This is a genomic window from Amycolatopsis sp. NPDC101161, assembly GCF_044768185.1.
Lineage (GTDB): Bacteria > Actinomycetota > Actinomycetes > Mycobacteriales > Pseudonocardiaceae > Amycolatopsis.
On record NZ_JBIWPI010000003.1, the window covers coordinates 706,140 to 720,086 of the forward strand.

The 13,947-nt window shown below is 71.3% G+C and carries 13 protein-coding genes; 9 read left to right on the forward strand and 4 right to left on the reverse strand.

Annotated elements, in window-relative coordinates; all coding sequences use genetic code 11:
• Positions 1–29 precede the first annotated feature (29 nt).
• The 4 genes from ACIRSS_RS25100 to ACIRSS_RS25115 all read left to right on the forward strand — a co-directional run bounded on the left by ACIRSS_RS25100 (position 30) and on the right by ACIRSS_RS25115 (position 4,341).
• A complete protein-coding gene (locus tag ACIRSS_RS25100) occupies positions 30–1,475 on the forward strand; it encodes an amino acid adenylation domain-containing protein (RefSeq protein WP_400898880.1) in 1,446 nt (481 codons plus the stop codon).
• Positions 1,476–1,485: 10 nt separating this feature from the next.
• On the forward strand, positions 1,486–1,863 hold the full coding sequence (locus ACIRSS_RS25105) for a MerR family transcriptional regulator (RefSeq protein WP_400898881.1): 378 nt from the start codon (positions 1,486–1,488) through the stop codon (positions 1,861–1,863).
• 106 nt (positions 1,864–1,969) lie between these two features.
• Entirely contained in the window at positions 1,970–2,893 is a 924-nt protein-coding gene (locus ACIRSS_RS25110) for an NADP-dependent oxidoreductase (RefSeq protein WP_400898882.1), read from the forward strand.
• A 140-nt stretch (positions 2,894–3,033) separates the two neighbouring features.
• Positions 3,034–4,341: an FAD-dependent oxidoreductase gene (locus ACIRSS_RS25115; RefSeq protein ID WP_400898883.1), complete on the forward strand. Its 1,308-nt coding sequence runs from the start codon at positions 3,034–3,036 to the stop codon at positions 4,339–4,341.
• Here ACIRSS_RS25115 and ACIRSS_RS25120 read toward each other — a convergent pair.
• Together ACIRSS_RS25120 and ACIRSS_RS25125 are read right to left on the reverse strand one after the other, a co-directional pair.
• Positions 4,284–5,063, reverse strand: coding sequence for an inositol monophosphatase family protein (locus tag ACIRSS_RS25120; RefSeq protein WP_400898884.1), 780 nt, complete (start codon positions 5,061–5,063; stop codon positions 4,284–4,286). The genes ACIRSS_RS25115 and ACIRSS_RS25120 overlap by 58 nt on opposite strands.
• Positions 5,064–5,191: 128 nt before the next feature.
• On the reverse strand, positions 5,192–6,412 hold the full coding sequence (locus ACIRSS_RS25125; protein WP_400898885.1) for an acyl-CoA dehydrogenase family protein: 1,221 nt from the start codon (positions 6,410–6,412) through the stop codon (positions 5,192–5,194).
• Between the two features lie 86 nt (positions 6,413–6,498).
• Between ACIRSS_RS25125 and ACIRSS_RS25130 the strand changes: the two genes are divergently transcribed.
• Positions 6,499–7,128 carry a TetR family transcriptional regulator gene (locus ACIRSS_RS25130; protein WP_400898887.1) on the forward strand — a complete coding sequence of 210 codons (630 nt, stop codon included), beginning with the start codon at positions 6,499–6,501 and terminating at the stop codon, positions 7,126–7,128.
• A gap of 26 nt (positions 7,129–7,154) precedes the next feature.
• Here the strand turns inward: ACIRSS_RS25130 and ACIRSS_RS25135 are convergent, their stop codons facing one another.
• Both ACIRSS_RS25135 and ACIRSS_RS25140 read right to left on the reverse strand, forming a co-directional pair.
• Entirely contained in the window at positions 7,155–8,699 is a 1,545-nt protein-coding gene (locus tag ACIRSS_RS25135; protein WP_400898889.1) for a CoA transferase, read from the reverse strand.
• Positions 8,700–8,713: 14 nt separating this feature from the next.
• A complete protein-coding gene (locus ACIRSS_RS25140) occupies positions 8,714–10,474 on the reverse strand; it encodes an acyclic terpene utilization AtuA family protein (protein WP_400898891.1) in 1,761 nt (586 codons plus the stop codon).
• 62 nt (positions 10,475–10,536) lie between these two features.
• Between ACIRSS_RS25140 and ACIRSS_RS25145 the strand changes: the two genes are divergently transcribed.
• From ACIRSS_RS25145 to ACIRSS_RS25160, 4 genes are all read left to right on the forward strand, one after another.
• The gene (locus ACIRSS_RS25145; RefSeq protein WP_400898893.1) at positions 10,537–11,097 is read left to right on the forward strand and encodes a TetR/AcrR family transcriptional regulator; all 561 of its coding nucleotides are present in this window, start codon (positions 10,537–10,539) and stop codon (positions 11,095–11,097) included.
• Between the two features lie 240 nt (positions 11,098–11,337).
• Complete coding sequence (locus tag ACIRSS_RS25150) at positions 11,338–11,871, forward strand: RNA polymerase sigma factor (RefSeq protein ID WP_400898895.1); 534 nt, start codon at positions 11,338–11,340, stop codon at positions 11,869–11,871.
• Between the two features lie 55 nt (positions 11,872–11,926).
• Positions 11,927–13,213 carry an ABC transporter substrate-binding protein gene (locus tag ACIRSS_RS25155; RefSeq protein ID WP_400898897.1) on the forward strand — a complete coding sequence of 429 codons (1,287 nt, stop codon included), beginning with the start codon at positions 11,927–11,929 and terminating at the stop codon, positions 13,211–13,213.
• A gap of 35 nt (positions 13,214–13,248) precedes the next feature.
• Positions 13,249–13,944 (forward strand): hypothetical protein, encoded by a 696-nt coding sequence (locus ACIRSS_RS25160; RefSeq protein ID WP_400898899.1) that lies wholly within the window; start codon positions 13,249–13,251, stop codon positions 13,942–13,944.
• Positions 13,945–13,947: the final 3 nt, after the last annotated feature.

Here is a 13,947-nt window from a genome sequence, read left to right on the forward strand (position 1 = left end):
GATGGGAGCAGGACCGTCTGGGGGGACTCATGGAACGCTTGCTCGACCTCTTCGCGGCCCGGGTCGCCGAGACCCCGGACGCCACCGCTCTCGTCTACGCGGGCGAGCGCATGTCCTTCGCTCAGCTCGACTTCGAGGCCAACCGGGTCGCGCAGTACGTCGTCGGGCAGGGCCTTCAGGCCGAGGACCTGGTGGGGCTGCGGATGGACCGCGGGTTCGAGATGGCGGTCGGCGCGCTCGGCGTCCTCAAATCCGGTGCGGCCTGCCTGCCGCTGGATCCCGTCTACCCCAGCGATCTCGTCGCCTGGATGGGTGCCGACGCGGGCGTGAAGCTGGTGCTCACCAACACCACCGAGGTCGCCGACGACGTGCGGATCGGCGACGCCGTGGCCGGACAACCCGGCCACGCCCCGGACGTCGAGCTCCGGCCGGAGAACCTCGCCTACGTCATGTACACCTCGGGCTCGTCGGGCAAGCCCAAGCCGGTGGGCGTCGAGCACCGCCACCTCGAGCACGTCTTCGCGGCGTGGGACGCGCTGTTCCGGCTGCGCGAGGAGCCGCTGACCTTCGTCTCGGTCATCGGGATCGGAGTCGATCTCTTCTTCGCCGACCTGCTGCGCTCGGTGTTCGCCGGCGGGACGATGGTGATCGCGACCCGCGAGGCGGTGGCCGACCCGGTCGAGCTGCTCGCCGAGTTCCGCCGCCACAGCGGCGACGCGACCGAACTGGTCCCCACCCAGGCGAAGGCCCTCGGCCGCGCGGGTGAGCTGCCCGTCATGCGGCTGCTGTCGGTCGGCTCGGAGGGGTGGCCCGCGGCCGACTTCCGCGAGCTCGCCGGGCGGCTGCACCCGGGTTCGGTGGTGGTCAACGCTTACGGCCTCACGGAGACCACTGTGGACTCGCTCCTGCTGCGCCCGGACGTCGACGTGCTCGGCGACGCCGCGATCGTGCCGCTCGGCACGCCGATACCCCGCGTCCACGCGTACGTTCTCGACGATCGCCTCCGGCCGGTCGAGCCGGGCGGGATCGGCGAGCTCTACATCGGCGGCGCGGGCGTGGCCCGCGGGTACCGCGAGCGACCCGCGTTGACCGCGTCGCTGTTCGTCGCCGACCCGTTCGTGGCGGGTGCGCGGATGTACCGCACCGGCGACGTCGTGCGCGCCCGCGCCGACGGCAACTACGACTACCTCGGCCGCGGCACCGACCAGATCGAGCAACGGGGTCTGCGGATCGAGCTCGGCGCGATCGAGGACGCGCTGCTGCGGGAGCCGGGGGTCGTCCGCGCCGCCGCCGCGGTGCGCGACGGGCGGGTGATCGGCTACGTCGTGGGCCCCGCCGACGCCGGGCACCTGCGGTCCGCCCTCGCCGGGCGGTTGCCCGCGCACCTGGTCCCGTACCGGGTGCTCGTCCTCGACCGGATGCCGCTGCTGCCCAACGGGAAGCTGAACCGCCGCGAGCTGCCCGCGCCCGAGTAACCTCAGGGGCATGAGGATCGGCGAGCTGTCGAAGCGCACGGGCGTGAGTTCGCGTTCACTGCGCTACTACGAAGCGCAGGGCCTGCTGACCAGTTCACGTTCCGGCGCCGGGCAACGGCACTACTCCGAGGCCGAGGTCGAGCGCGTGTCGCTCATCCGGCAGCTGTTCGACGCGGGCATGTCCAGCCGCGTGATCGCGGCCGTGCTGCCGTGCGTCGAAACCCCGGGCGACCCGGGCATCGTCGAGGAGGCGTTCGCCACGATGGCGCGCGAGCGCGACCGGATCGACGCCGACATCGCCCGTCTGCAGGAGGCCCGGAACGCGCTCGACGTGGTGATGGCGGCCAACCGGCGGCACCAGGAGGGGCTGGTGACCCGGTCGGCCTGACGCTGTGACCCGCGCCTCAGCCGGTTGCCCCTGACACCGGTGTGAACGGTGAGGATGGCCGCAGAGCCCGGAAACACCGGGCCGGTCACCCGGAAGGCAGCGGAAAATGGGACAGGCATGGGGTTTCGGCGCGCACGGCGGGCCCGAGGTGCAGGAGTTCTTCGATCGCCCCGATCCCGTCCCCGGTCCCGGTGAGGTGCTGATCCGGGTCGACGTCGCCGGGGTCAACCCGCTCGACCACCTCCTGCGCGCGGGCCTGGTTCCCGGGCTCGACGGCGGGCGTCCGTTCCCCCGCGTGCTCGGCATGGAGGCCGCGGGGACCGTGCTCGCGCTGGGGGAGGACGTCGACGGGCTCGAGGTGGGGGACGCGGTCTTCGGGTTCGCCCTGTCCGGCGGCGGCACCTACGCCGAGACGACGGTGCTCTCGGCGCCGAACACCGCCCGCATCCCGGCGGGCCTGTCCGCCACCGTGGCGGCGACGCTGCCGGTCGCGGGGACGACCGCGGTGGACGCCCTCGACCAGCTCGGCCTGCCCGCCGGCGCCACGATCCTGGTGAACGGGGTCGGCGGCGGGGTCGGCTTGGCGGTCGCCCGGCTGGCCGCCGCGCGCGGGCTGCGCGTGCTCGGCACCGGCAGTGCCGCCAAGCGTGAGCACGCCGAAGCCGTCGGGGTGCGGTTCCTCGACTACACCGCCGAGGACGTCGTCGCGGCGGCCCGCGAGCTGGTGCCCGGCGGCCTCGACGGAATCGTCGACATGGTCGGTGGCGCCTCGCTGCGGGCGGTCGCCCCGCTGGCGCGCGAGCCCCGCACCGTCATCGCCGTGGGTGACCAGTCCGTGCCCGACATCGGCGGCCGGTTCGTCGAGCGGCGCCTCGACCGTGAGAACCTCGAGCGCGCCGCCCGGCTTGCGCTGGACGGGGTCCTCGCGCCGGTGGTCACGGCGGTCCACCCGTTGTCCGACGCCCCGGCCGCCCTCGCCGCCGTCGAGAGCGGCCACCCCGCGGGCAAGGTCGTCATCAAGGTGACCTGAGCGGCCCGGCTGGGCCGTTCGTGCGGCAAAGCTGCCCCCGATTACTCCCGTCCACGCCGCGGGCCGAGGCGGCCGGCCGGTCAGGTGTAGAAGGTGGTGGGGGGCTGTGGTCACACGGCCGACGGGGGAATCGGGGCGCTGTGGAGCGGACGACGTGTTGCGTCGTGGGCGGGGGACCGGCGGGCATGGTGCTGGGCTTGCTGCTCGCGAGGGCCGGAATCGACGTCACGGTGCTGGAGAAGCACGAGGACTTCCTGCACGACTTCCGCGGCGACACCGTGCATCCGGCGACCCTGCGGCTGCTCGACGAGCTGGGCCTGGGCGAGCGGTTCGCGCGGCTGCCCCAGACCCGGATCACCGACGTGGTCCTGCCCGACGGAGACGGCGGGGTCCGGCGGATCGGCGACTTCGGGGCGTTGCGCAAGTGGGGAGTGCGGCATCCGTACGTGGCGATCGTTCCCCAGTGGGACCTGCTGAACCTGCTCGCCGAGGCCGCGCGGGCGGAACCGGGGTTCCGGCTCGAAATGGGGGCCGCGGTGACCTCGCTGGTCCACGAGGGCGGCCGGGTCGCCGGGGTCCGCTACCGCACGAGCGGGCCCGGCGGCGAGGAGGCCGAGATCCGGGCCGACCTCACGGTGGCGTGCAACGGCCGGAATTCGGTCCTGCCCGCGGCGGCCGGGTTGGGCGTGACCGAGTTCGACGTTCCCTTCGACACCTGGTGGTTCCGGCTCTCGCGGCGTGAAGGCGAGCAGGTCGAACAGCTGACCCGGCGGCCGGGCCGCGGACGGTTCGCGATCGTCATCCCGCGGGAGGGCTACTTCCAGATCGGGTACGTCGCGCGCAAAGGCATTGACGGCCGGCTGCGCGCTCGCGGCATCGACGCGTTCCGGCGGGATGTGGCCGAACTGCTCCCGGAGTACGCCGACCGGGTCGGCGAGCTGGTCTCGATGGACGACGTCAAGCTGCTCGACGTCCGGCTCAACCGGCTGCGCCGGTGGCACGTCGAGGGTTTGCTGTGCATCGGGGACGCCGCGCACGCCATGTCGCCGGTCGGTGGCGTGGGCATCAACCTCGCCGTCCAGGACGCCGTCGCGACCGCGACCCTGCTGGCCGGGCGGCTCCGGCGGGGTGCGGTGCGCGAGAGCGACCTCGCCCGGGTACGGCGGCGCCGGTTGCCGTCACTGCTGATGGTGCAGGCGCTGCAGCGGATCATGCACACCGACCTCGCCGGCCCGATCCGGTCCGGGAAGCAAGCGGGGCCGCCGGGGTGGCTGATGACCGCGGCGCAGTGGGTGCCGATCCTGCGGACGTTCGCGGTGTACCTGGTCGGCGTGGGGTTGCGTCCGGAGCGAGCCCCGGCGTCCGCCCGGCGCGGCGGCACGCCGGAAGATCAGCTCGTGAGGACGTCGAGCGCGGCGGCGTGCACCCCCGGTGCGGCGGCCAGGTAGCTCTCCGAGGTGATCGTCCACGGTTTCCCGTCGAGGTCGGTGACCACTCCGCCCGCCTCCAGCACCAGCAGCACACCGCCGGCGTGGGCGCGGACGTTGTCGAACTGCCAGTGCAGGTCCATCCGCCCCGCCGCGACCTGGGCGAGCTGGTGGCTGACCGGCACCGAGATCCGGACGTAGAGCGCGGCCTTCGACATCGCGGCGAACGAGGCGGCCGTGCGGTCGGCCAAGGCGACGGCCGTGCCGGGCTGCGCCTGGCCGGTTCCGGTCAGCGCACCGTCGAGTGACTGCTTGTCGGAAACCCGAAGAGGCACTCCGTCGAGGAAGGCGCCACCGCCCTCGGAGGCGGTGAACATCTCGTCGAGCAACGGGAAGTACAGCACCGCGAGCACCGGACGGCCGTCGCGGACCAGGCTGACCCCGATGTTCCAGTCGGTCATCCCGTGCACGGCGTTGAGGTTGCCGCCCACCGGATCGATCAGCCACCACGCGCCGTCGGGCAGCGGGCCGGAGCCGTGCTCGTCGTTGAGAAAGCGCGCTTCGGGGAGGATCTCGGCGAGCGCGGGTTCCAGCACGTCGACGACGGTCAGGTCATTCGCGTGGAGCGCGTCGAGCAGCTCGGGCAGTCCCGGCTGGCGGGCGGCGGTGGAGTACCGCTTCAGCAGCCGGGCGCCCGCTTGGCGGACGGCGGCGGTCGTGGCCCGCACCAGGTCCTGGGACATGGGTATCTCCTGAGTCGATTGTCGAAAAGGGGGTGCGCGAATCTTCGGATTCGGCAAAAGCGCGACTGGTGTTTTCACCCTAGGGCGATCCGACGGCCACTTCAAATGATCGCTTTGCACTTGTGTGCTTACCCGAGCGCAACCGTGGGTGCGCTCGCCGAGGGAATCGGGACGAGCAGCCGTCCGTACTGTTCGCGGTCGAGTTCGGTGAGGAAGGCGGGGTGGCGGGTCGCGGTACCCAGATCGCGCCAGATCCGCTGCGCCGGATCGGATTCCGCGAACCGTCCGGCGCCGCCGACATCCAGCAGCTTGTCCACCGCCTGGCGGATCTGCCGCGCGGCTAACCCGCAGTCCATCCGGGAACGGGCGATGGCGACGGGAGACAACCGCGCGCCCGTGCGGGTGGCCCGGTCGACGGCGTGGGCGGTGCGCGCGGCCTGCAGGATCGCGCTGTCGATCAGCATGGCGGCGTCGGCGATGTTCGCCTGCACGGCGGGGGAGTCGATCGCCCGCGCGGGCGGTCTCCCCGCGGAGACCAGCGGCCGGCCGGCGCCGAGCCTCTCCACGACGCGGTCGTAGATCGCCATGCCCATCCCCAGCACCGGTGCGGCCAGCGCACCCATCAGGCCCTGCGGTCTCGGTACGCTCAGCGGTCCCTCGGAGGCGCCGGCCGACCTGGCCGGGAAGACGACCTGCTCCGCCGGGACGAATACGTCGTCCGCGATGATCGTGTCACTGCCGGTGCCGCGCATCCCGGCCATGTTCCAGGTGTTTTCGACCGACAGTTCGCTCGTCGCAACCAAAGCGAATCCGCTTTCCCGCCGAGACGCTCCGGCCTCGGTCACCACGGTGAGAATCGCCCAGGACGCGTGGTGGACGCCCGAAGCCCAGCCCCAGCGGCCGCTGAGCAGGTAACCGCCGGCGACCTCCCGGGCCGGCGCGGCACCGGCGGAGGAACCGCACACGGTCGCGTCGGGGTCCTCGGCCCAGACCCGATGCCTTACCTGGTCCGGGAAGAGCCAGAGAGCGATACCCGCGGTGTAGTACACCGTCAGCACCCAAGACGCCGATGAACAGCCGCGCGCCACTTCCGCGGCGACGGCCGTCGCCGCGCACGCGCCGGTCTCGTGACCGCCGTACGTCCGCGGTGTGGCGAGGCGGAGCAAACCCTCTTTGCGCAGCGCCGAAACATCGTCGTCGGGCAGTCTTCCGGTGGTGTCCGCTGTCTCCGCGTTGGCGCTCAAGGCCGGCACCAGCGATGTCGCGGCCGACACGAGCGCCAGTTCTTCCGCGGGCAGGTCGGCGGTGAGCGCCTCCAGCCGATCGTTCATGACCTTGCTCGGGTCCATCGCCGCACGTCTCCGCTCAGAATCTGACACTTGGTAGCGTTTGTGAAACTACAGTATCAGATTTGGGGTGTAGTACCATCGGCCCCGTGACCAGGCTGTCCGAGCGGGACGAACGTCGTCCCGGTGCACGCGAACTCGCCCGGCGTGCCATGCGGGCGCAGGTGGCCGAGATGGCGCTCGACTTGTTCCTGGACCACGGCTACGAGCAGACCACCATCGACGACATCTGCGCGGTCGCCGGAATCTCGCGCAGTACGTTCTTCCGCTATTTCCCCTCGAAGGAAGACGTCTTCGCGAGCGAGACCTCGACCGCGGTCGACGAGATCCTGCGGGCGTTGCGTCAGCGACCCGAGGACGAAGCCCCGTGGTCCGCGCTCCGCCACGCGATGGGCCCGCTCGTCGAGTACTACGCGAGCCAGACCGAACGCGCCCACCGACTGGCCGCGCTCGCCGTGTCGACCCCCGCCCTCGCGACGCTCCACCAGGAAAAGCAAGCGAGGTTCCGCGCCCTGATCGCCCCCGAGCTCGCACGACGGCTCGGTTCGGACCCGGACGACCCGGCCGACCCGCGACCCCGTGCCCTCATCGCCAGTGCCCTGGGGTGTCTCGAGGCCGCCGTCGCGGCTTGGATCGCCGGCGATGGAACGGAGCAGCTGGGCCGGTTGCTCGACCGCGCGATGGGCTCGATCAGCCCGGAACTGCCTGAGCTGCAGTAAGAGCTACCTTCCCCGCGCGCGCCCCTTCACGGCCGCCGCAACGCCTTGGCCAGCGCGGCGACGTCGACCTGGCGGGGCTTGGGCAGCCACGCCGGCTGGTCGGCGCCGCGCGGGGACAGCACGTTCAGGTAGTGGTGCGGGGTCCGGGAAAGCGTGATGTTCTCCGTGACACCCTGGTAGATCCCGAGTGGGGTCAGCGAAGTGAACAGCTGCGGGTCGAGCAGTTCGTGCTCGCCGCCGCTGCCGACGGCCGTCCGGACGTAGTCCCAGTCGAAGAAACCGAGCGTCACCGCCCACATCGCCGCGCGGGTCAGGGAGACGTGCACGCGGTAGCTGCCGCCTTCGGTGGCCCGGCGGGCCAGCGCCGCCAGGGCGCCGGTCGCACCGAGCCAGGCGACCAGGTAGTCGTTGATGATCGACGTCGGCGGCAGCTTCGGCTCCTCGAGGCTGCCTTCCGCGGCGACCATGCCGGTCACCGTGCCGGCGACCTGGTCGAACCCGACGCGGCGGGCCCACGGGCCCGTTTCGCCGTGGCAGCTGGCGGTGACGTGGATCAGGCCGGGCCGGACGGCGAACGCCTGGTCCGCGTCGACGCCGAGTTCGGTGAGCAGGCCCGGCCGGCGGTTGGCGTAGAAGATGTCCGCGTCGCGCAGCAGGGCGCGGAGGGTCGCTTGCCCGTCGGGGTTGCGGACGTCGAGGCGGGTCGAGCGGACGCCGACGTTGGCCGTGGCGATCAGCGGGTCCTCTTCGAACTCCATGGCACGCCAGACGTTGAGCGCGTCCGCGCCGAGCGACGCCAGGGAGCGGCCGATGCCGGCGCCGGCGATCACGTGGCCCATGCCGAGCGCGCGGATGCCGGACAGCGGGTGCGTTCCCCACTCCGGCAGCGGCTCCGGCGGGGTGTCGGCGACCTTCTCGATCTCGATCAGCGGCCGGGACGCGAGGTGCTCGAACACCGGCTCCTCGACGAACTCCTCGACGCTGCGGACCTTCGCGAACACGATCCCGTGCTCCTCGCCGAGCGCTTCCAGCTCGTCGGCGCTGTGGCGGGCGATGGCGCGGCCGAGAGCCTCGGGGTTGTCGGCGCAGTCGAGGACGGCGAGCATCTTCGACTTCAGCCCGGGGTAGATGTTGGCCGGGATGACGCGGCGGCCGTCGCGGGTGGGGTAGAAGCCGAAGAACGCGAAGACGCTGCGGTCGGACATGGCGGCGGGGTAGCCGTTGAGCGTCTCCCACTTCATCTCCGACGCCGGGGCGAGCCGGCGGATGGCCTGGCCGAGGTCGACGGTGATGTCCTGGCCGAGGCCGGTGCGCATCCGCCACAGCTTCGCGGCGATGACCGACTGCTGGGCCAGCGCGACCGCGGCGGCGCCGCCGATGCGCAGGCTGCTGGGCATCAGCGGGTCGCGCTTGAGGAAGGTGATGGTGCCGCCGCTGTCTTCGGGCGTGAAGCCGAGCGGGGCGAGGAGGGCGCGGAGCTCGGCGTGCGGGTCGAACGCGTCGTCGGTGGCGCGGTTCCGGACGGCCTCGAGCATGGCGGCGCGCAGGACGCGCGGATCGGTGGTTTCCACTGTGGACTCTCCGGTCAGGGCAGCAGGGCGGTCGGGACGTCGACGTGGCGGGCGCGCAGGAACTCGCCGAGCGACTTGCCGATCTGGTCGAGGGCGAGGTTGGCCGAGCCGCTGGGCGGGAAGTAGCCGCGCAGCACGAACGAGATGCCGTGCAGGTTCGGCTGTTCGTAGCGTTCGATGGCCACGTCCTCCGGGCAGTTCAGCAGCTCGCGGAGGCGGTCGGCGGAGAGGAACCCCGCGAGCCACGGCCACGCGGCTTCGTCGCGGGCCCACACGCCGAGGTTGGCGTTGGCGCCCTTGTCACCGGTGCGCGCGTAGACGATCTGTCCGAAGGGGACTGTCGCGGTGGGACCGCCCGGTTCCGGCTCGCTCGAGGGGGTTTCGGGCTGGCCGGTGAAGACGACGGTGTCCGGTGGGGGAGCGATGTCGAGGACCCGGCCGTCGGGCAGGTGGACCTGGTGGCGCAGGTCGGCCTGGCGGACCAGCCCGGGCCAGTAGTCGATCCGCGGCTGGCCGCCCATCGAGTACATCTGGGTCATGTCGATGTAGAAGCCGGGGATGCTGCCCAGGCCGTAGGAGCAGAACTGGTTCAGGAACCCGGAAACGGTCCTCTGATCCGGCGCGGCCACGGCGACTTGGACGGCAACGGTCGCTTGCCACTGGTCTTTCGGGTCGGGGACCGGTTGCCCGCAGACGAAGAAGTGCAGCTCCTCGACCGGGTGGTCCTGCCGCGCCCGCTCGGCCTGGGCCTTGAGGACGTCGATCTTGGCGCCGACGTCGAGGCCGGTGGGGAAGAGCCAGGTCGCGCCGCGGTAGCCGTGCTGGAAGTTGACGCCGACCTTGGTCGTCTCCGAGGCGGCGCTGCCGCGGGCACCGGTGACGCGCACGCGGCCGGGGCCCTCCTGGGCGAGCGTGATGGAGTCGGTGTGCCAGGTGACGTCCGGGTTGAGGTAGCGCGGGCCCTGGATCTCGTACATCAGCTGCGCCGTAACGGTGTCGACGGTGACCGCGCCGCCGTCGCCGCTGCGCTTGGTGATGACGAAGCTGCCGTCCTCGGCCACCTCGGCGATGGGGAAGCCGGGCAAGGTGTTGTCTTCGATGCCGGTGAAGCCGGCGAAGTTGCCGCCGGTGGCCTGCGGCCCGCACTCGATGATGTGCGCGGCGGCGGTCGCGCCCGCGATGCGGTCGAGGTCGGCGCGGTCCCAGCCGTGCCACCAGGCGGCGGGCCCGGTGACGAGGGAGGCGTCGGCGACGCGGCCGGTGATGACGATGTCGGCGCCTTCGTCGAGCGCGGTCTTGATGCCCCAGCCGCCGAGGTAGGCGTTGACCGCCAGCAGGTCGTCGACCTCGAGCGGGGCCCCGGTTTCGAGGTGGTTCAGCTGGCCGTCGGCGACCAGCTCCTTCGCGGTGTCGGTGAGGTCGTCGCCGGTCACGTACGCGACCTTCAGGCCGAGGCCTTTCGCGGTCACTTCGGCGCGGATCGCCTCGGCCAGCCCCGCCGGGTGGTAGATCCCGGCGTTGGTGACGACCTTGATGCCCTTCTCGGCGATCGCTTCGAGCTGCGGGGTCAGCTGGCGGAGGAAGAACTCCGAGAAGAACCGGCGGCGGCCCTCGGGGTTGCCGGTGAAGCCGGCGACGACCATCGACATGGTGATTTCGGCCATCGAGTCGCCGATCACGACGTCCACCGGATCGCCCTGCACGGCTTCCTCGAAGGCGGAGAACCGGTCGCCCATCGCGCCGGAGAAGTTCGCGATCCGGACGGGACGTGCCATGCCGGCCACCTCGTTTCATTGACACCTGTCGTCGAAATCGACGCTACTGCTATCGTTGACACGTGTCAACGAACGAGGCTTTGCGGGCGCCCGCCCGGACCGGCAGCGCCGATCCCCGGGCCGCGCGGGTGCGCGACCGGTTGCGCCGGGCCGCGTTCGAGCTGATCGAGGAGCGCCGGGTGGAGCGGATCTCGGTCAGCGACATCACCCAGCGCGCCGGGGTCAGCCGGCAGGTCTTCTACCAGCACTTCCGCGACCGCGACGACGCCGTCGCCCAGTCGGTGGCGGCCGCGTTCCGCGAACTCGCCCCGGCCGGTGAGCCGGAAGGCCCGCGCGCGGTGATCCACCGCCTGTGCGACTTCTCCGCGCGGCACGCGGACCTCTACCGCAACCTCTACCCGAGCGCGGCCTCGCAGCAGACGGCGAACGCCTACCGCGATCTGTTGCACCCGGCGTGCGTCCGGCTGGTCGATCACCTCCCGAACCCGGCGACCCTGGCCGACTTCGTCCTGGGCGGCATCATCGAAGTGATCCGGCTCCCGGCCGAAGCACCCGGCGGCGAGGTCGCCGCGGAATCGCTGCGTCGGCGGGTCGACGTCTGCCTGGACGTTTTCGCTTCCTGACCCGGATCCGACGAAAACCGTCAATGGCTTGACTTTTCCGCTACTACTGAATCGGTATCGGCCGATCGGGTGACATTTGTCGCGGCGGCGGGATCGGCCCGTCTGTTCAGGCATGAGCGTCGACCCCACCGATCAGGAATCGCCTGTGAATCGCACGGCCACCGGGTACACCTTCCGTCCGACGCAATTCCGGACCGTCGGTTTCCGCCCGGGCCGGCGGCTCATCGAAGGCGAGTGAGTGTGACCAGTGACTGGGAAACCGTGCCCGCCGGTCAAGGAAGGAAGGATCTTGCCGAACTCCACGCGCTCGTGAACACGCCGGTCAAGATATTCGCACGCGCTCGGACCAGCCGGGTGGACCCGGACGAGATCGTGCACGAAACCGTCCTGCGGCTGAGGCGGCACCTGGACCGCAACCCCGGCGACGAGCCGGCGAACCTGGTTCCGTTGGCGTTGAGGATCGCTCGCAACCTCGTGATCGATCACTCGCGAGCAAGCCGTCGCGAAGTGCTGCTTTCCGCGGATGACCTGATCGCCGTCGAAGCCCTCCGGGAAGACGACTTCGCGGACCGGAGCGTCGAGATCATCGACGCCCGCAACGCACTCCGCGCCCTGCCCGACGACCTGCAAGAGGTCGTGACGCTGGTGTGCCTGAACGAATGCTCGGTCCAGGAAGCGGCGCAGATCTTGGGAATCGCCGAACGGACGGCTCAGCGCCGCTACAAGAAAGGCCGAGAAAGGCTCCGGCGCGCCCTCGGGGCGCAGGGCAGCTGAGACCGGTGTGAGCCGACGAGGAGCAATGGACAAAACGAACAAGGGAGCGGGAAGCATGGTTCTCGGATGGTTCGGCCGACGCGCCGTCGAAATCGACGAGGTCGAGCTCGACCGGCGCCTAGCGGATCTTCGTCGCGCGCTGAGCGGCGCGCCACCGGAACGCGGTGCCCTCGGTCCCGAACACACCGGGCGTCGCCGCCGGTCCGGGAGCCGGGAACTGCTCGCCATCAGCGGCCACGGGCCGGGATCGCGGCAGCCGGCCCCGATCCCGGCGAAGCTGCAGGTGGTGCGGTCGCGGCAGAAAACCGGACGCCGCGGCCAAGCCGTGCACCACCTCGCGTGGGGCAGCGGACGGGCCCGCCGCAAGCGCCGGCACCAACCCGCCGCGGTCGTGCTGGTGGTCTTGCTGGCGTTGTCGGCGGTAGTGGGCGGGTTCTACTGGTACCGCGGGTCCGGGCAGCCGGCGGTACCGCCGCCGACTCTGGTCCGGGTGGGCGTGCTGCCCCTCGTCGACGTCGCGGCGTTCTACCGGTCCGTCGACGAGGGGTACTTCCGGAAAGCCGGCCTGGACGTCCGGATCATCACCGTGGCCAGTGGGCCGGAGGCGGTCCGCGGGCTCGAGACGGGCGAGCTCGACGTCGCGTTCAGCAGTTACCCGGGGATGTTCATGGCCCAGTCCACCCACGCGGCCGACTTGAAGATCATCGCGCCGGCCTACACCGCGAAACCCGGCCACCTGATGCTCGTCGGGGCGCCGAACCGGTCGTTCACGCGGCCCGACCAGGCCGCGCACAAGCGGATCGGGGTCACCAGCCGGGGCTCGATCTCGGACCTGCTCGCGATCTCGGAGATGCGGCAAGCCGGCGGGGACCCGGACAGCGTCAGCTGGGTCAGCATGGACATGCGGGCGATGGTTCCGGCGATGCGGCGCGGCGAGATCGACGGCGCTGTCGTCGCCGAGCCGTTCGTCACGATGGCCGACGAAGCCGGAGCGGTCCAGCTGCTCGATCTCGGGCTCGACCTGAACTTCGAGATCGCCATGTCCGGCTGGGTGGTGCCGGCCGGTTTCGCCGCGAGCCGGCCCGACGTGATCGACGCCTTCCAGGACGCCCTCGCCCGCGGCGTCGGCGATGTGCAGAACCGCGACGTCCGCGAGCAGGTGTTCCAGCAGGACCTGGGGGTCGACGCCCGGACGGCCCGGGAGGTCCGGGTCGGCAGCTTCCCCGCCCACCTGGACCTCGGCGATCTTCAGCGCGTCGCCGACCTGATGCTGAACCAGCAAATGCTGTCCAGGCCGTTCAAAGTCGCGTCGATGCTCCTGCCCGGGCTACCGGGCTCTTGACCGGCCACCCCACACGCCAAACCTGGAGGAACACGATGCCGAAGCTCGAGACCTTGGGCCTTCGACGGAACATCGGTCAGCTGTTGGCCCGGCTCGGTCCGGTAGCGGACGCCCTGCACTACACGATCCTCGCGGTGGACGTCGAAAGCTTCAACGCTCCCGGCCGGACCAACCCCCACCGGGTCGTCGTCCGATCCGGGCTGTACCGGGCGGTCGAGGACGCCCTGGCCGCCTCGGGCGTCCGGTGGCGAGGCTGCCATCGGACGGACCTCGGTGACGGCGTGCTCGTGCTGGCGCCGGGGGCCTACCCCAAAGCGGTTTTCGGGGAACGGGTACCGCAGGAACTGGCGAAGAACCTCGGCGCGCACAACAGTGGGCATGCTCCCGAGGAGCGGATTCGGTTGCGGATGGCGCTGCACGCGGGCGAGGTGACCCGCGATGCCCACGGCTTCACCGGATCGGCGATCATCCACGCGTTCCGGCTGCTCGATTCCCCTGCGGTCAAGGACGCGCTGGCGGGGTCCGACGGGGACATCGCCGTCATCGCGTCGAACTGGTTCTACGAAGAAGTCATCCGCCACAGCAAGTTCGGTGATCTCGCGGGCTACGTGTCGGTGTTCGCCGCGGTGAAGGAGACCGCGGCGCGCGCCTGGGTGCACGTCCCGGCCATCGACGCGCCGGCGATGTGCGTGACCAGGTCGCCCACGCGTCCGGCCTCCTCCGAGCAGTAGCGG